This is a genomic window from Limnospira platensis NIES-39, from assembly GCF_026000695.1.
GTDB lineage: Bacteria > Cyanobacteriota > Cyanobacteriia > Cyanobacteriales > Microcoleaceae > Limnospira > Limnospira platensis.
This window is the reverse complement of the sequence record NZ_AP026945.1, coordinates 3,242,415-3,261,200: the sequence shown is the minus strand read 5'-3', so window position 1 is coordinate 3,261,200 and position 18,786 is coordinate 3,242,415. Positions and strand designations below refer to the sequence as shown.

Genomic DNA, 18,786 nt, shown 5'->3' with positions numbered 1-18,786 from the left:
TCCCATTCTTATATAGTAAGTCAAGTCGGATAATTTGTCAAGAGTAAGGATGAAAAAAAAGATGGTAGGAGCAATGGGTAAATTGCTCCTACAGAGAGAAGGGAAGAGATGAACGGATTAGGAAAATCCCATCAAGTCAATTCCACCTGAGAATCATCTCCCAACATAAATCGTAAAGCCTTGGGTCTTTGTGGTGCGGTAGTCAATTGAGCGCGGCGACCAATTAGAGTATCAACAATGCGGTGATTAATATTAATAATTTTCGCCTCGGATAAAATCACACTATGCTCAATTTCAGCATCAATCAAATTGACAGCATCAGCAATACTGGTATAAGGACCAATAAAACTATTTTCCAGGTGACAATTTTCGCCAATTATGACGGGACCCCTAACAGTACAGTTAATCAACTTAGTTCCCCGACCAATTTTAACTCGTCCAATAATCTGACTTTGGGGGTCAATATCTCCTTCAACATTATAGGTAGAACGTTCATCCAAAATAATCTGATTAGCACTGAGTAAATCATCTTTTTTACCAGTATCTAACCACCAACCATCGAGGGTACAAGCATCAACCTTTTTATCAGTGTTAATTAGTTGTTGAATCGCATCAGTAATTTCCAACTCTCCCCTAGCGGAAGGTTGAATATTAGCTATAGCCTCATGAATGGTATTGTCAAAGAAATAAACGCCTACTAAGGCTAAATTAGAGGGAGGATTTTGAGGTTTTTCTACTAACTGTAATACTCTCCCATTATCACCGACAACGGCTACACCAAAAGACGTGGGATTTTCGACGGGTCGCAGCAAAATCAAGCTATCAAGCTGCTTTTGTTTAAACTGTTCTAAAAAGGGAGATAGGGGATTTTGAATTAGGTTATCTCCCAAGTACATAATAAAGGGAGAATTACCCAAAAAAGGCTGGGCAATTTTTACGGCATGAGCGAGACCAGCGGGGGTATCTTGCAAAATATAAGTAATTTTCGCGCCAAATTGCTCGCCTTTACCTGTCAAAGTTTTAACTTCTTCGCCGGTTTCAGGACTAATAATAATGCCAATATCGGTAATTCCAGCCGCGACAATTCCCTCAATTCCGTACCATAAAATAGGTTTATTAGCGACGGGAACGAGTTGTTTTGCACCAGTATAAGTGAGGGGTCTTAGTCGAGTTCCTTTACCACCAGAAAGAATTAATGCTTTCATTAAAATTCACCGAATTAGGACTGTTTTTGAAAAGTTTTTAACAGGCTTATCGCCTGTTTTAGTGATGTTTTAGCCTTGATTAATTAGGGTTTTGAGCATAGTTCGGAGTCCAGACCGCCACTGAGGAGGATGATTTCCCAGGAGGGTTGCCAACTTTTTACCATTCAAAACCGAATAAGCCGGACGACGCGCGGGAGTAGGATATTCAGCGGTTGTAATGGGAATGACCTGTTGAATTTTGAGAGGTACACCCAATAATTTAGCTTCCTCAAAAATAGCGATCGCAAAATCATACCAACTGGTAACACCACTATTGGTATAATGATAGATACCAGATGTTTCTGAATTTAATTGGGGAATTAACTGGACAATTGCGGTTGCTAAATCTCCTGTCCAGGTGGGAGTCCCCACTTGATCCATGACGACTCTCAACTCTTCTCGTTCCCGACTTAAACGGAGCATGGTTTTGACAAAATTTCCGGTTCCTCCTGCGCCATAAACCCAGGCGGTGCGAATAATGGCATAATTGGCATCAGTGGCTAAAATGGCTTGTTCTCCGGCTAATTTTGATGCACCATACTGTCCTAATGGGTTGGTGGGGTCTGTTTCGACATAGGGATGGCTTTGGGTGCCATCAAAGACATAATCAGTGGAGACGTGAATTAATTTAGCATTAATCCGCTGGCTTTCGGCTGCTAAAATGCCGGGTGCTATGCCGTTAATAGCGGTAGCTAAATCGGTTTCTGTTTCGGCTTTATCAACGGCTGTATAGGCGGCGGCATTAACGACTATATGGGGTTTGATCTCTGCCATTAATGATGATATAGCATCAGGTTTAGCTAAATCTAGGGTATCTCGTCCGACGGCGAAAACTTCACCCAGGGGAGTGAGTAAAGGTTGTAATTCCGACCCTAATTGTCCGTTTTTTCCGGTTAGTAAAATACGCATTATTCAAAAACTTCTGCATTGGTCAAGGTGTGGGCATTTTTATCTTTTTCAGATAATTTAGGTTCTAGGGATTCTAGGGGCCATTCAATGGCGATGTCTGGGTCATTCCAGAGAAGCGATCGCTCATACTGTGGTGCATAATAATCAGTGGTTTTATAGAGAACTTCGGCTACAGGAGAGGTTACTAAAAAACCATGAGCAAACCCGGGAGGAATCCATAATTGTTGCTTATTTTCAGCACTGAGATAATAGCCTACCCACTGACCAAAAGTTGGGGAACTTTTCCGAATATCTACTGCTACATCAAAGACTTCTCCCAGGACTACCCTCAGTAGTTTACCTTGGGTTTGTTGAATTTGATAATGGAGACCCCGCAACACTCCTTGACTAGACCGAGAATGATTGTCTTGTACAAAGTCTGTGGTCACACCTGTTTTTTCGGTAAATACTTTCTGGTTAAAACTTTCAAAGAAAAAACCGCGATGGTCTCCAAAAACTTTCGGTTCGACGAGGAAAACATCAGGAATTTTCGTGGGAATAACGTTCATTTGACAGTTCCACAAAATGGCATCAATCTCTAGTTTACTATATGGGGGGATATAAAATAATCAAAGTGGAGTAATTTGCACAATTATCTGTCCATTGAGGCGAAAAAATTGATGTTGCTCTGGGTCATAAACCCAAGCCTTGATTTGGGTTTCTCCGGGTGGTAGAGATTGGGGGGGGAGGGTGGTTGTCCATCTTGATTGTTGGTAGCGATCGCTTTGGAGAATATCGGCTAAGTCAGGACTGTATAAGTTTACATAAGCACTAGCAAAAAATAGCTGTTGGTCGTCTTTAGATAAAAATACTAATTGTGGTTGTTGGTCTCGGTCTGGTAAAATAGCCCAACCTCTAAGAGTTAAGGATTCTGATGATTGAATGACTTGGGGAGAATCAGGATTTAAGGGAAAGTCAATATAACCATAGTTTAAGTCAGGACTATCGGTGAATTTAAGCTGGTTGGCGAAGTTTCTAAAGCCGATATTTTGGAGAGATTCTACGCCTTCTTGAATCCACCAAGTCGATCTACTGAGGGGGAGTAAACAACGTTGCGGGGAGTTTTGAAAAAAGGTTGATTGTGAGTCCAAATAGGGAAATAAATATAGACAAGTTTGGGCGGTTTGGCTATAAAATAAATTGGTCTGAACTCTGGCGATCGCATTTCCTGAACTCACCCAAACCAAACAGGCTAAAATCCCACAAATAAAGCTATAAATTAAAGTAGGAATAGGCAAGTTAAAACTAGCATACTTCTCAGAAATCCACTGAATGCTGAGATAAACTATGGCAATTAGTAATAATGTGGTATGGCTGGTATAGCGAACGGCTGTTAGGGGATAGTTCGCGCCTAAATCTACTCTTCCCCAGGTCATTAATAGAGATGTTAATAGGGAAAATATGCCCAAAGAAATCCAGGGACTAGCATCTAAAAATGTTTGAAATTTGGAGTATTTTCGGCTATGATAGTATAGTAAATACAGGAAAAATATGATAATTACTAAGCCCAATAACCAGGAGATTTGGGGAGATTGAACTATGGGTGCAGCGAGAACATTTAACCAAAAGTGAATAAAGGTATAAACTCGCTCCCAACCAGAGAGGGTAATAGATAATGGTTCCCGTTGATAACCAATGGCATATAATCCACAGGATAGCAAAAAGAGGAGTAACCAAATAAGCGATCGCTTTCTTTGTTGTGTAGCATTTCCTGGTAGAGAAATTAGGGAAGGCATAACCGCCAACCAGGACACCAAACCTTGAGCGGAGGAAAAACTAGCGATCGCACATAAACCAGCAGCTATCAAGAACTTATGGCGAGGATTTAAGGGACTTGGCATAAAGATTAACAGGGCGAAAATGATGCAAAAGTTAATCAAAAAAATGGGGATTTGAAATCCCCAAAGCCATTCTTGATTGAGGGAAAAAAACAGAATACAGGCGAGAAAATTAGCGAGATGAAAGAGGTAAATATGAGTCACCCCATTAGCTGAAAGTGACAATTTATATAACCCCAAAAACGAGATAATTGCCAGACCCAGACTAAAATATAATTCGGCTTTAATATTCCATTGTGACAGAAAACCCAGACCGATAAAAATCAGTCTGGGAAAGAAAATTCTATGGGTGTTGTGAAGAGCAAATAAATCAGGAAAGGTTAAATTTCCGTTAGCGGTCTTTTCAAATAAACCGGGTAAAACCCACTGGTCAAAGGAAGGCACATCTACAGCAAAGTACCCCACAAAAGCGATCGCAGATAGCACAGGAAGTAGATAACCAACCCACAACCCAGAATGATGAAATTTAAGTAGCGATCGCCGAGGGGTATCAAACATTTAAAGTCAATTAGGCTTATCTCAAGTTAGTGATACTTTCAAACTTACCTGTGAGTCGGCTAAACAGCATTTGCAAAACCGTGCGCTTACCGATATTAACCTTAGTATTGACCGCCATACCAGACTGCAATTTAATTGTCACCTCCTGTCCTGGTACATCTTCATTGAGCATAAAATATTGTCTTTCCAGCTTAATATTTGCCCTAAAGGAAAAGAATGGGCGACCTTCTTCTGGAGGAATAGCATTTTGGCTAATCCATATCAACTCACCCGGAACCGTGCCAAACTCATTAGAAGGGAAGGCATCAATATTAACTTCCACGCCAATACACTGCTCATCAGCAATACCAATTTGCTCTCGCGCCGCCGCCGAGGTAGGACAGATACAGTCTTTTTCCACCTGACACTCAATCACCTCTCCTGCCACTTCCTTGCCGTCAAAAGGAGTCAACAATTCCCGTTTAACCCGCAGAGCATTTAACACCAGCGCCATATCACTATTATTGATATGAACTTCTGCTTTTAAGCCTTCATCGTCATCTAAAATCGTCAGCAGAGGTTGAGTTTGTTGAGCCTCAAAATAGGCTTCATCACAACGGGAAGGCATCGGATCGCCAGGTCGGAGAATAGAATTGATGACATAGGAGCAAATCTCATCCTGATTCATATCCAAAGCAGCATTAGATTTAGTCGAAGGCTGCAATTCAAAGATAATCCCCGATGCGGGCGCTCTCAAAACCTGAGTATTTCTCTGTTCCTGCAACTTTTCGATTTGAGACTTAATGTCAGAGATTCTTTTTTCATTGTCCAACCGCAAACGGCTGAGTTGAGAATCAGCGCTGGCAATTTGTTTATGATTTTCTTGAATACGACTATAGATATCTCTAGCCCAGGAGTCCTTAGTATTTTGCAACTCCTGCCTAGTGCGAGCAATAGATGTCTGGATACGTTGTTCCTCATTCTGTAGCCGTTCAATTTCGGCTCTTTGTTGTTCAATATCCCGGCGGCGCTGATTAATTTCACCTTGTCGTTGTTGAATTTGGTCTTGTTGTCGCAGCACCTCATTTTGGTTTCTGAGGATATCCTGTTCTTGCTGTTTGCGTTGCAGGTCAGACATAGCCCCTTGCTCAACCAAGGGAGAAATTTGAGCTAAAATCGATTCATTAACACTCAGGAGTTCCTCAGACTTAGATAACTGATTGCCAGCCAAGTTTAACTGTTGTTCAGAATAGGTCAATTGATTTTCAATATAGCGCAGTTGTTGACGGGCAGCCGCCAGGGTATCTTGATTTTGAATCGATTGTTTTTCCAGTTCTTGAATTCTCAGTTCACCCGCCGCGACTCTGGATTGGTATTCAGCGCGATAGTTAGCGACCAAACCCGCCATATTCGGGCTAAAACTGACAGCAGTTCCTCGGTCATGGTAAAGTTCGTCCACCAAGGATTGTAGAGTTTGATTTTCTTGAATGCGGGCTTCTCGGTCTCTGACCAAATCTGCTAACTGTGGGGGTAAGTTAGTAGTAATTTGATTATTAACAATGCTCTCATAGAACTCGTTTTCCTTTTCTAGGGCGGCTCGCAAACTTTCAACGGCGCGCAGATCAGCGCTAGGATTAGTGGGGCTAAAAGTCAGTATAGGCTGATTTCTTTCGACCCGATCGCCATTTTCGACGTGCAAGCGGACCACCGCGCCAGTAGTTGGGGCTTGAATTTCCCTAGCTCCCGATGTCAGGGCCAATTGTCCCATAGCTGGGACTGTTTGCTCAATATTAGCAAAATAAGCCCAAATGACGGATGTGGTGCTTACTAGCATAATCATCCACAGAAACAAGTGGGAGAGGAGACCAGGTTTTTCTAGGATGACCGGTTGTTCAGAAATAGATGCTGATTTCATAAGTTCTGTTATCTGTTGTTCAATACCAATAGAAAATGCTTAAAAACTCGACTCCTCTACCACCAATGACGTTGATCGCCTTACTGTTGTGCCTCTTGCTGTTGATACAGGCAATAGTAACGTCCTTTGATAGCCATTAACTCATCATGGGTTCCTTGTTCTACGATCGACCCTTGATCCATCATAATGATAGCATCAGCATTTTTGATAGCGCTGAGGCGGTGGGTAATAAAGAACACCGTCCGATCATGAAATTCTTGACTGAGATTTTGACTAACTAAGCGTTCTGACTGATAATCGAGGGCGCTAGTTGCCTCATCAAGAATCAATAGTCTTGGCTTTTGGAGAACGGTACGGGCGATCGCAATCCGTTGTCGCTGTCCACCGGAGAGACCGGAACCACGCTCACCCACCACCGTATTGTACCCATTAGGTAAACCCATAATAAACTCATGGGCATCAGCGACCTTAGCGGCTCGGATAATTTCATCGGTACTAGCTTCTGGGTTAGTGAGGGCGATATTTTCCTGTACTGTCCCACTAAATAGCAAAGTATCCTGAAGCACCACCCCAATTTGACGACGGAGGGAATATAGTTCGACCTTATTGATATCGTAATTATCAATTTTAACCCGGCCGGACATAGGTGGATAGAGACGTTCGAGGATTTTCATCAAGGTACTTTTACCTGAACCACTCAACCCGACAATTGCCACAAAGGAACCGGCTGGGAATTCTAAATTAATATTTGCCAATTGCAAAGGGCCACTGGGTCCAAAACGGAAAGATACCTCTTCAAAGATAACAGAGCCATCAATTTCCGGCATGGGGATATTATTGCGATCGGCTTCATCAGCTTCGGGAGCCGTATCTAAGACATCTCGCAGACGTTCTACAGACATTCCCACCTCTTGGAAACTCTGCCACACACTGACAAAGCGCAACAGAGATCCGGTGACGTTTCCGGCAATAATTCGGAAGGCAATCAATCCCCCGATAGTTAATTCATTGTTAATTACCAAATATGCACCTACCCACAATAGGGCTAGGGCTGAAAGTTTATTCAAAAAGCCACTGATGGAGTTAGCAGCGGTCTGGGTGAGAATAGTTTTAAAACTAGAGCTCATATAACGGGCATAGCGTCCCTGCCATTCCCAGCGGGAGGTCAACTCAATATTTTGAGCTTTGACGGTTTGCATACCGTTAAGCACCTCCACCAGATAGGCTTGGGAGTGACCGTACAACTCGGCTTTTCTCCTGAGTAGTCTTTGGATAATCGGGGAGTTGATGACAATAATCAGAGCAAACAGGGGTAGGGGTGCTAAGGCTACTAGAGCCATAGTCACATTCAGATAGAACATGACCGCCACATAAACGACGGAGAAAACCGCGTCTAACACAACCGTTAAGGCTGTACCTGTGAGGAAGTTACGAATATTACTGAGTTCCCCAACCCGTGCCATCAAGTCTCCTACTTTGCGGTTATCGAAATAGTTGAGAGGTAGGCGCAATAGGTGGTCAATTACTTCGGAACTGAGTTTAACATCGAGTCGGTTGGTGGTATCAACAAACAGGTATGTTCGCAAGGCTGAGAGTAGGGCTTCAAATAGAGCTACCCCCAACATCAAAAATGCCAAAATATTGAGAGCGTCAATGTTACGCTGTCCCATCACCTTATCGATGATGATCATGGTCAGCAGGGGGTTAACCAAGCCGAAGAGTTGCACAAAGAAGGAGGAGAGCAGGACTTCTATAAAGACTCCCCGGTGTTCCATAATGGCTGGAACAAACCACCAAAAGCTGAACTGTTCCTGCTGATCACCTTTGGTTTCTTGGAGTAGGAGAACTTGACAGGCTTCTCCGTAAACTTCCACAAACTGGCCAGGGCGCATCTTTACTATCCCTTCTTCCGGGGATGCCATGATCAGTTGTTTTTCGCTGATGCTATAAATGATGGCAAAGCTATTTCGCCACGGGATCATGGCGGGAGCTTTGAGTCGGCATAAGGCTTTGGAGGGGACTTGCACTAACTGGGCGGTAATTCCCATCATTTGAGCGATCGCCCCACAGGCTTGTAGGGTTAGAGAACCCGCAGTTTCTAGCTGACCTTCAATGATGCGCCGAATTAGTTCTTTGCGGAAATTTACCCGAAAATGCTTGCTCAACATATTAAAGCAAGCTAAGGGAGCGTCAACAGTACCCCGTCCCCGCACTACGGGGAATCTTTGAATTTGTTGGGAGGAGTCTAGTTCTGGCTCTGGGGGGGTTTCTGGCCCAGGGATAACATGGGGTAATAATGCTTTTAACCCGTCCTGTGATGTGTCTTCTTCCGATATTACTTCGGTGTGTGTCGGAGCCTGTCGCAACCCTACCAGTCGCGCTCCCCTGGGTCCTTCTACTTTCAGGCTTTTACCCAAGGTTTCTAAATTGATGCCATTTCCGACGGAGTAATCTCCCACCACTCCGCTACTAACTAACCAGAGTCGATTAGTATCTAGTCTGAATTTTAGATCTGAGCCTTTGGTTTGACCGTTTAGCAGGTTGACGACGATCGCATCTGGCCAATATTCTTTGGTCATTTCTTTGATGTTACCGCCGGAGTTCGCTACCTGTTGCAGGTTTTGGCTCAGTAACTCAAATACTTCTGATATGGCTGCATGGTCTCTAAATGCCTCCGCAAACTGGGGCTCTTTATCCATTAGTTTAATAAAGACCGCCGCCGGGATGCTTATACAAATCATCTCTGTCGAAGCGATCACTGTTTCGCAGGGAACTCCCCTTAGTAAACCAGCCCATCCCAGGATTTCTTTGGCTCCTAGTAGTTGTAAGCTGGTATGGCGTTGGCTTCTGGAGTCATAAGCTAACAGTCGAGCTTGTCCCTGATAAATTACTGCTACCTGGGTGGGGAGTTTGTCTCGCTCAAAAATTGGTTGTCCTGTCCGGTAGCTTAATAACTGACATTGGGGTAATATGTCTCGTAGCCCCTTTTCGCTGATGCGATCGAAGGGGCTAGTTTCCAGCAGAAATTCCTGGATCTGTAGGTTGGAAACGGCAGATGTGGTCATGATACGGAAGACACCTCAGTATGCAGGGGTTCAAGACAGCCAACTTTGGCTATTTCCTCTCGGAGCCAAGTCTCAAATAGTTCGTCAATTAAATGACGGCGCATGGACTCATCGAGTTGGGCTGGGATGAATTTTTCTAGTCTAATAATTACCATCCATTCTGATAAGGGACGCGGGGGCCACAGTTGTCCCGGTTGACTTACTGCTAACAGTTTACTAATTGCTGGGTGGGGTTGGGCTAAGGACACCGGCCCCATGATTCCACCAGTCCGAGATTCTGGCCCCTCTGAGTATTCCCGTGCCGCTTCGGAAAATTCTTGCTCTCCTTCGGATATACGAAAATACAATTCGTGGGCTAGTCCAGGATTTTTGGTCCTGATTAAAGAATACACTACATGATCTAGGCTACTTTTCCGGGTGATAAAGTAGCTTTCTACTTTGTTAGTCCACCGTTCCCGCTTGAATTTTTCTATTTTAATCGGACGCTCGGCGATCGCCTGAGCTTCTTCTAAGGTTAGTTTATTTAAGTTTAACCAGGCCTTTTGAGCTTCTGGAGAGGTCAGTTGGTGTTGGGCTGCAAATTTTTCCAGCGCCGCCGCTGCTTCCTCTTCTGTGCAGGTAATCTCGGCGATCGCTTCGTCTAAAATTACCTCACGCACAAATGGCACCATCATCTGATAGTGCTTTAGCCGCGACGGGATCTCCTCTGCCTTAATAATAGTCTCTCCGACTTTATACACTCCGGTCATTGCTCTCTCCCACTGACTGGGGCTTCCCCCTGAGCTTTTATCGCTTCACTACCCTAGGGTAATGATTGTGTTTATGCAAGTTTTTCATATTAAGCACCGATGATAACAGACCTTTTGCCGCTCCTGTCCTGACGAAGCAAAACAAGTTTCGGTTCCGCCTGCCATACCACTGGCTTCCCTAAATTATTGCCTAATATATTCTACATATTGCATCATCAGTTCAGCTACTCTCTCTTATATACCATTGCCAATCTGTAGCGATCGCATCAGGAACATTAATTGACCCCCCCTCAATTGCTGATCTCCTCTTTTCCCCTTCTCCACAACATTTAAACATTTTTTTATTTGGGCTATTGACAAATTCCGTGTTTTGTGATATGCCTTACACTTAATTAAGGTAATGAGTCCAGACCAATTATGGCCATAATTCCCCAAACTGGTGACGCGCCAGCCATAATTAGCACAGTGGCTAGGCGGGGGATACTGGCTGAGAGACTCAGGACTAAGTAGGGATAGACACCTGGAAACTCTTGATATATATGGCTTTGGTAGTGATTGGTGTTTCCGGTTAACCTCCTCAAAGTTGGGGTTATCTGGGATATTGGCGAAAATTTGCACAAAACAGGACAATTATACCTTTCTCTATTGTACAAAATTTAATTATAATGTCAAGTGCCTCAAAAATAAAGTTTTCTGACAATAAGATAAAAACCGATTTTGTGGAGTTTAAGCAATAACAATTAACCGATAATTGGCGATTAATTGAAAGCCTGTTAAAGCCGAATTATGGGATAATTGGCGGTACAAATTAGGGAGTGTGGTGGCGACCATAAAAAACCCAAACCCCATTACAGCCTGTTCAGAAATCATCTGATCACCTCTCAAAGTCCCTCTCCCTCTCTGGGATCCAGATTTAGGGTGAGGGCAATGTATTAAGCGACTGGTGAACAAGCTGTAAGTTAAGGTGGTGAGTCCAGACCAATTATGGCCATCATTCCCCAAACTGGTGACGCGCCAGCCATAATTAGCACAGTGGCTAGGCGGGGGATACTGGCTGAGAGACTCAGGACTAAGTAGGGATAGACACCTGGAAACTCTTGATATATCTGGCTTTGGTAGTGATTGGTGTTTCCGGTTAACCTCCTGACATTTGGGGTTATCTGGGATATTGGCGAAAATTTGCACAAAACAGGACAATTATACCTTCCTATATTGTACAAAATTTAATTATAATGTCAAGTGCCTCAAAAATAAAGTTTTCTGACAATAAGATAAAAGCCGATTTTGTGGAGTTTAAGCAATGATAATTAACCGATAATTGGCGATTAATTGAAAGCCTGTTAAAGCCGAATTATGGGATAATTGGCGGTACAAATTAGGGAGTGTGGTGGCGACCATAAAAAACCCAAACCCCATTACAGCCTGTTCAGAAATCATCTGATCACCTCTCAAAGTCCCTCTCCCTCTCTGGGATCCAGATTTAGGGTGAGGGCAATGTATTAAGCGACTGGTGAACAAGCTGTAAGTTAAGGTGGTGAGTCCAGACCAATTATGGCCATCATTCCCCAAACTGGTGACGCGCCAGCCATAATTAGCACAGTGGCTAGGCGGGGGATACTGGCTGAGAGACTCAGGACTAAGTAGGGATAGACACCTGGAAACTCTTGATATATATGGCTTTGATAGTGATTGGTGTTTCCGGTTAACCTCCTCAAAGTTGGGGTTATCTGGGATATTGGCGAAAATTTGCACAAAACAGGACAATTATACCTTTCTATATTGTACAAAATTTAATTATAATGTCAAGTGCCTCAAAAATAAAGTTTTCTGACAATAAGATAAAAGCCGATTTTGTGGAGTTTAAGCAATGACAATTAACCGATAATTGGCGATTAATTGAAAGCCTGGTAAAGCCGAATTATGGGATAATTGGCGGTCAAAATTAGGGGTTATTGTGACGACTATAAAAAACCCAAACCCCATGGCGATCGCTCAATATTGCACTGATATCTTGATTAAGGTTAATCAAAGGTCGTTCATCCCATAATTCCAAAGCAATTTTAGCCACATAAACCCAGAGACTGACTTGGGAAGGTGATTCGTCAATATGGCGTTTTAAGTATTTCCATACCCCGCGAGTAAAATTGACATAATCAGCCCTATCTTTTTCATCAGCAAATTGGTAACTAGGGGAGAAAATGAATTTCAGAAAATCCTCAAATAAATAATTAGGAATCACCGCATTATGATAATTTATCCCCAATTGATAAGCCGGCTTATATAGCATAGCAGCCAACCAAGATTGACAACCATTTTCAACAGAAAATCCCTGAGAAACCCGAATTTTCAATGATTCCACAAACTCAGATTCGCTGTTGGTCAATGTCAACTCACGGATACCACTATTAAGGAGAATTTTATGCACTTTTCCTTGAACACCATCAGATAATTTTTGCAAGGAAACAGCCTGAGATTTAAGCCAGATGATCGCCGTCATTTTTCGCAGGAGTCGAAGGTGTTGCTGGGTAGGTTGATGGTGGGGGTTATGACGATATTGATTAACCAATTCTTCGGCTAAGTTTAGATAATCTTGGGGAGACTTAGACAACAGTTGTTGAAAGATATATTCTTTGATATTTAACGCCAAAAACCGATAGTCAGGGTCAATAATAATTTTCCGATATAGTCGGCTATAGTCTCGGATATTCTCACCAGCAATAATATTGAGTTGAGTTTGTTGTTGGCGATGAATTCGTAGGGTAGATAAGGCTTGATCAACAAAGGCTATTTGATAATCTGCCATAATTCTAAACCACATATCTGCATCTAATAATTGATGTAGGTCGGGGTCAAATCCTCCTAATTGAGAAAAGACATTACGCCGAATTAAAACAGTTGTCGGTTCGCCGATTTTATTTAACCGACCTCGGAAGCATTTAGGGTCTGATAATAATTGGGAACCGGGTTGAATTGTTTTTAAGTTTGACCAGTCTTGATGCAGGTTTTGGGTTCCTTTATAGGCGGCTTGACATTGGGGATGAGTCTGGGAATTATCATCAAGGATAATATGGCGGCGGGAGAAAACTAACCCAATTTCTGGGTTGGCTTCAGCCATAGCCACGAGTTGTTCTATACAGTTGGGTTCAAGGGTATCATCTTGGAATAGGAATTTAACATATTTTCCTTGAGCTTGGGAAATACAGAAATTGAGGTTATCAACTAAACCATAGTTAATATGAGTGAGGATACGAAAAGGGATAGGTGATGAGGCTTGCGAAGATTTGGCGATCGCTATAGTATCATCTATGGAACCATCATCAGCTAGGATAATTTCACAATTACTATAGGTCTGGTTTAAGGCGCTGAGAATTGCGTCTTTAATAAAGGTTTCGCCGTTGTAGGTGGGAATGCAAATACTGACCAAGGGAGGAGTTGTAGTTTCCGGTGAAAATTCCCTAATTGGAACTGAACGTATATCAGTAAAGTTTTGGGTAGCATTTTGGATAATTTGGAGGCGAGAAAAAATGCGATCGCCGATAGTTTGAGGACTTAATTGGGTTCTGATATCAGTAGCGGCTTGCTGACCAATTTGGGAAGCAGCTTCTGGGTTATTAACGACATATTGCATTAACTCAGCCGCCTGTTTAATGTTGGGAGCAGCCCACACATTCCCCGGTCGATAGGGTCCGTCTGTTTGGTCAATTAAAACTCGTCGATATTTGACCAAAAAACTATTGGCTAAATTCATAAATTCCGTATTGGAAGAATAGCCAGTAGCTATGACGGGTTTACCATAAAACATTGCTTCCGCCATGGTTAAACCAAAACCCTCGGAACGATGTAAGGAAATATAACAATCACAGTTATAAACTAAGCCGTTAATTTCTTCCCGTGATAAATAGCCATCAATAATTTGAATGGCTGAACAATTAGCGATCGCTTGAAAAAGGTGATTTCTTTCTTTGGGGAAACGATCAGAGTTAGAACACTTTAAGATTAACACCACATTAGTAGGATGATTTCCGAAAGCGGTTTTAAAGGCTTCCACCACCGCCAAGGGATTTTTGCGTGCCATGCGGCTATAGAAATCAAACATAAATAAAAAGATAAACTTATCGGGGGGAATTGATAACTGTTCCCGACTTAAAGTCACCTCTGGAAGTGAGACGGTAGGCATCATTTTAATTACGGGAATTGGCGACACCCGCCGAATAGCAGAGACACAATAATCACTATAAGTCCAGATTTCGTGAAATAGTGAAAATGCTTTAACCCACTCTGGGGGAAACTCTGGTAATTCCCACGCCCAGAAACCAATATTATATCGATTTTTAAAATAGTCAGCGCCGACAAGTTGAGCAAATCTCAGCACATCATTAGCATTAATTTGAATTAGGTTGATGGGATAAGGATGTGCGGAAGTAAAATTTTCAAAGCTATGATCTTGTTTACGGTGAGGACTCCCAGTAAAGTTATTAATTGCCACATTTAAGTTAACGGCTTCCATAGCTCTCAAGGTGGCGCGTACTCCTTCACCAATGCCAAATTCTCCATTAACAAAGCCAGCGACATTAACACCTAATTCGGGAGTAATAACTTTCGGTTTTGGGGAGGGTGCGACTGTTTCTAATTTGGCTAAAGTTTGGCTATAGCTACGGGAAGACCACAATATTTTTCGCAAATTGGGGGCGTTATATTGAGCGATTTTGGTAAATTCTCCGGGGGGGATAACTTTCTCGGTTAATAGGTGTAGGGATGAACCGTTAGAGTAAATATTCAAGCCGAATTTTTGGGCGATTATTTCTAATGACTTTGGGGTGTAAAAAGCTATATGCTGTCCTTCCTGGGGTGCATAATACCACCACTGACCAGGCTGGGGATTATGGGGGGGGAGAAGTTCGGTTGAGAAGAGAATATTTTTGGATAATTTCAGGATCTTGTTGATTTCATCTAGGGGGTTAGCAAAGTGTTCCAATAATTCAAATGCGGTGATGAGTTCATAGGGTTGGTCTGGGTTTAAATTGGCTTCTAGCCCGGTAGCTAATAGGTTGGGACAGAAGCTATCATACCAGTGAAATTTAAATCGGATATCTCGCATGAGCCGCACTAATAAACCGTAACCGCCTCCATAGTCGAGAAACTGACTATCGGGATTAAAAAAATGGGTGATGATTTGGCTGGCTAGTTGAGCTAACATGAGATTACGGAAAACTAAACCATCGTCGCTGTTAGCAATGGGTTGATTATAGGCTTCTGGTAACCAGTAGGGATTTTCGGTTTGCACAAATCCGCAATTCTGGCATTGAAAATAGTTAACATTATATCGGTTCAAAACTATGGTTTGACCGAAGGATATGGTAGCAGAGGCACAAATTTTACACTGCATAATTTACCAATTGCATTAATCACTAAGGATACTCTCTTCTCTGTCCATGGGTTTTGAGCAGGGGAGATACCTGATCATCTATTATATGACAACTGTCTCTAATCACGATCTACTTTAATTGTGATGGTATGATTTCAGCAGGTTGGTTTCTACTGAATTTTGGGGTTCCCCAATACTTAGACACTCACGGACAAACTACTTGACCCGCCACCGGAAATAGGTGGGCTATTCAATGATGATAATTAATGAGGGATAGGCTGATTATATACACCCGCCAATATATGGGTGTCTGGAAAATTAAAGGAGACGATCGCCTCGAAATTTATCTATCACTTACATTAGCCATGGGGAATTTTTGATGGGTTCCTCCTGCGAGAGGCTCCCGAATCTGTCACCGATGCTACAATGGTTATCAACTGTGTCTAAATTGACAAGATTTTGGCGAACCTATAGCCAAGAAGATTAGAGTTTAAACAATCATTGGGTGAAGACATTGAATTCGGAATTGTTGAGGGTGTTACCTGTAGATGCCCGCGTCATTGTTGAAATTAGCGATCGCCTTAACCCAGATATGAAGAAGTCAGCCTATCTGCGGAATAACCCAGAATGTCAATATTGGCAGATTTCTCCCGATCAGGACTTGACAAAAAGCACAATTTGTGATTATCTTGGGAAGATAGATGTTTTGGTTTATACCTGTGTCAATTTTCCAGGGCATGATTTTGGTAAACTGGTAAATGATTACAGTGTCTGGCTGAAACCTAACGGTCAATTTATCGCTGATATTCCTAACAGCGAATACTGGCGGCGGCTAGTTAGTTTAGCGTTGGATAAGCCACAGTTGTCGGATGTAGGTTTAAGTTTACAGGAAATCCGATCGCATTTTAATCGAGCGGGATTATATATCTATGAAGTGCGGACAAAAGGCGATCGCAGTTGGGAGTTTAACCAGTTTTTAGAGAGACTGAAATCAACTAATCCCTCTACTGTTGTCTACCTGAAAGAGTATAGAGCGCAAACGGTAGCGGAAAACTATCTAGTGCGGGGTATAAAGTCGAGTAACCCCCCAAAACGGCTATTAATCCAAACAGCAATCATGGCACCAACGGGGTGCGATCGCATTCGAGTTTTAGATCCCGATCGCTTTAGTGCCACCATTCCCGGAGTCCGCACCTTTGCTTCAGTCAGGTCAGCGATAATTATACCAACTATACCACAGGAAGCCAAAATTTTCATCTGGCAGCGCACCATCATGTCAGCGCGAGAACATCTTTCCGTGCTGAAAAGACTACTACAGGAAAACTATTTAATCATTGCTGAAATTGACGATAACCCCCTGCGTCGCCGAGAATATGCAGAGCATAATTATCTAAGTTATCGAGGCTGTCACGGTGTCCAAACTTCCACCAAACCTTTAGGAGTATTTCTGCAACAATTTAATCCTAATGTAGCAGTTTTTCCTAACCAACTAACCGAAGTTTCCCCCCCACGCCATAATTATGACAACGAGAAAATCAGTCTATTTTTTGGCGCATTAAACCGCGAGAAGGACTGGGACCCCATTATGGCATCTCTAAATAAAGTTTTATTAGCCAATTCCGGTCGAGTCCTGGTGCGAGTAGTTCACGATCGCCAATTTTTTGAAGCCTTAGCCACCGACCAAAAAACCTTTGAACCTTTCTGTCAGTATAACCGCTATTTAGAAATTCTGCAAAACTGCGACATAGCCTTACTTCCCCTGACCCCGACAGCAGTTAATATGATGAAATCAGATTTAAAATTCCTAGAATGTGCGGGTAATGGGGTAGCCGTCCTCGCCAGTCCTACGGTTTATGAATTATCTATTCAGCCGGAAAAAACCGGGTTAATTTATCGGACGATCCGAGAATTTGAAACCCAACTCAACCGCCTAATTAATAACCATACCTTACGCCGCCAAATTGCGGATAATGCCTATAATTGGGTTAAACAAAATCGCCTACTTTGTCACCATTACCAACAGCGTCACCGCTGGTATTTAGAAATGTGCGATCGCCTCCCAGAGTTAAACAGACAACTCCAGCAACGAGTCCCGGAACTGTTTAATAATCCCTAGAAATAAATCCCCCCCATGTCAGTGAATATAGGGGGGATAAACTGTTAGATAAACTGTTAACTATCTAACACCCATTTTAACAGGATAGGGTTAACCAACTCCGGTGCTTCATCCTGGGGGCAATGTCCAACTCCCTCCAGAGGAATAAACTGTTTTACTGTGTCAAATTTAGCTAATTCTTGTCCAAGTTTTATTGGTTCCCATGGGTCTTCTGTCCCCCATAAAATTATCGCCGGACAGGGAAGAATGGGGAGTAAATCTTCTGGTAAAGGTCCTTGAGAATAAGTGGTAAAAGCCACAAAAACATCGACAGCAGTGGGTTCATTTGCGGGAGTGAGAAGCATGGTAACTAATTCATCGGTGACAGCTTCTTTGCGCCGATAAGCCTGTAGGAGGATGTTACGGACTGTTTTGGGAGTAGCAATTTGTCGAAAAAATAGCTGACTAACCCATCTTAAACCTAACACTTTTTGAGCTGCTGCTGCACCGAGACTCCGATACCAGGCAATTTCTGCCCTTTTGCGATCGTGCAATAGTCGCAGAGAACAATTTAATAAACCTACAGCGATCGCTATTTCTGGGTGAGAGACAGCCGCCTGCATAGCCACAATACAACCAATAGAATTTCCCACTAAAAAAGCCGGACTTCCGACCACCTCCCGACAAAAATCTGCCACTTGATCACCCCAAGTTTCAAAGGTATAAGATAGGCTACTACAGGGTAAAGGTTTAGCTGACCCACCAAACCCCAAAAGGTCGATCGCAAATACCCGACATTGATTAGCTAAAACGGGGATATTTTTGCGCCAGTGTCCCCAACTTGCACCAAACCCATGAATTAATACTACCGCTGGTCCTGTGTCTCCAGCGGCGCTATAACAGATAGGAAACCCTTTCCACAGCCAAGTTTGAGTTTCTACGGTAGTTGTTGTCATGGGAACAGTTAATCTTGAATAATTGATAATCAATAATTATAGCAATTCTGAATGATTCGGAATTGCTAATAAGTAACAGGGAATGGCAGAAACAAGGTATACCTTGTCTGTAGTGTGAGGTGCGTCAGTTGGTA

12 protein-coding genes are annotated in these 18,786 nt (G+C 42.8%); 1 reads left to right on the top strand and 11 read right to left on the bottom strand.

Annotated features, from left to right (window positions below):
* Positions 1-131: 131 nt before the first annotated feature.
* The 10 genes from N39L_RS15945 to N39L_RS15900 all read right to left on the bottom strand — a co-directional run bounded on the left by N39L_RS15945 (position 132) and on the right by N39L_RS15900 (position 15,622).
* A complete protein-coding gene (locus N39L_RS15945) occupies positions 132-1,205 on the bottom strand; it encodes a glucose-1-phosphate thymidylyltransferase (protein ID WP_014275719.1) in 1,074 nt (357 codons plus the stop codon).
* A 69-nt stretch (positions 1,206-1,274) separates the two neighbouring features.
* Positions 1,275-2,153, bottom strand: a complete 879-nt coding sequence (rfbD, locus tag N39L_RS15940) for a dTDP-4-dehydrorhamnose reductase (protein WP_014275718.1) — start codon at positions 2,151-2,153, stop codon at positions 1,275-1,277.
* Positions 2,153-2,701 carry a dTDP-4-dehydrorhamnose 3,5-epimerase gene (rfbC, locus tag N39L_RS15935; RefSeq protein WP_014275717.1) on the bottom strand — a complete coding sequence of 183 codons (549 nt, stop codon included), beginning with the start codon at positions 2,699-2,701 and terminating at the stop codon, positions 2,153-2,155. The genes rfbD and rfbC overlap by 1 nt, the downstream gene beginning before the upstream one ends.
* 60 nt (positions 2,702-2,761) lie before the next feature.
* Positions 2,762-4,528, bottom strand: a complete 1,767-nt coding sequence (locus tag N39L_RS15930; protein ID WP_006618575.1) for a hypothetical protein — start codon at positions 4,526-4,528, stop codon at positions 2,762-2,764.
* A gap of 16 nt (positions 4,529-4,544) precedes the next feature.
* Positions 4,545-6,422, bottom strand: a complete 1,878-nt coding sequence (locus tag N39L_RS15925) for an HlyD family secretion protein (RefSeq protein ID WP_006618576.1) — start codon at positions 6,420-6,422, stop codon at positions 4,545-4,547.
* 80 nt (positions 6,423-6,502) lie between these two features.
* Positions 6,503-9,487: an ABC transporter transmembrane domain-containing protein gene (locus N39L_RS15920; RefSeq protein WP_014275716.1), complete on the bottom strand. Its 2,985-nt coding sequence runs from the start codon at positions 9,485-9,487 to the stop codon at positions 6,503-6,505.
* Complete coding sequence (locus N39L_RS15915) at positions 9,484-10,236, bottom strand: peptidylprolyl isomerase (protein WP_006618578.1); 753 nt, start codon at positions 10,234-10,236, stop codon at positions 9,484-9,486. The genes N39L_RS15920 and N39L_RS15915 overlap by 4 nt, the downstream gene beginning before the upstream one ends.
* A 726-nt stretch (positions 10,237-10,962) precedes the next feature.
* Positions 10,963-11,106, bottom strand: coding sequence for a hypothetical protein (locus N39L_RS15910; protein WP_231852207.1), 144 nt, complete (start codon positions 11,104-11,106; stop codon positions 10,963-10,965).
* Between the two features lie 423 nt (positions 11,107-11,529).
* On the bottom strand, positions 11,530-11,673 hold the full coding sequence (locus tag N39L_RS15905; RefSeq protein ID WP_231852205.1) for a hypothetical protein: 144 nt from the start codon (positions 11,671-11,673) through the stop codon (positions 11,530-11,532).
* A 505-nt stretch (positions 11,674-12,178) separates the two neighbouring features.
* The gene (locus tag N39L_RS15900) at positions 12,179-15,622 is read right to left on the bottom strand and encodes a glycosyltransferase (RefSeq protein ID WP_014275712.1); all 3,444 of its coding nucleotides are present in this window, start codon (positions 15,620-15,622) and stop codon (positions 12,179-12,181) included.
* 484 nt (positions 15,623-16,106) lie between these two features.
* Between N39L_RS15900 and N39L_RS15895 the strand changes: the two genes are divergently transcribed.
* The gene (locus N39L_RS15895) at positions 16,107-17,717 is read left to right on the top strand and encodes a glycosyltransferase family protein (RefSeq protein WP_014275711.1); all 1,611 of its coding nucleotides are present in this window, start codon (positions 16,107-16,109) and stop codon (positions 17,715-17,717) included.
* A gap of 56 nt (positions 17,718-17,773) precedes the next feature.
* Here the strand turns inward: N39L_RS15895 and N39L_RS15890 are convergent, their stop codons facing one another.
* The gene (locus N39L_RS15890; protein WP_014275710.1) at positions 17,774-18,652 is read right to left on the bottom strand and encodes an alpha/beta fold hydrolase; all 879 of its coding nucleotides are present in this window, start codon (positions 18,650-18,652) and stop codon (positions 17,774-17,776) included.
* Positions 18,653-18,786 lie beyond the last annotated feature (134 nt).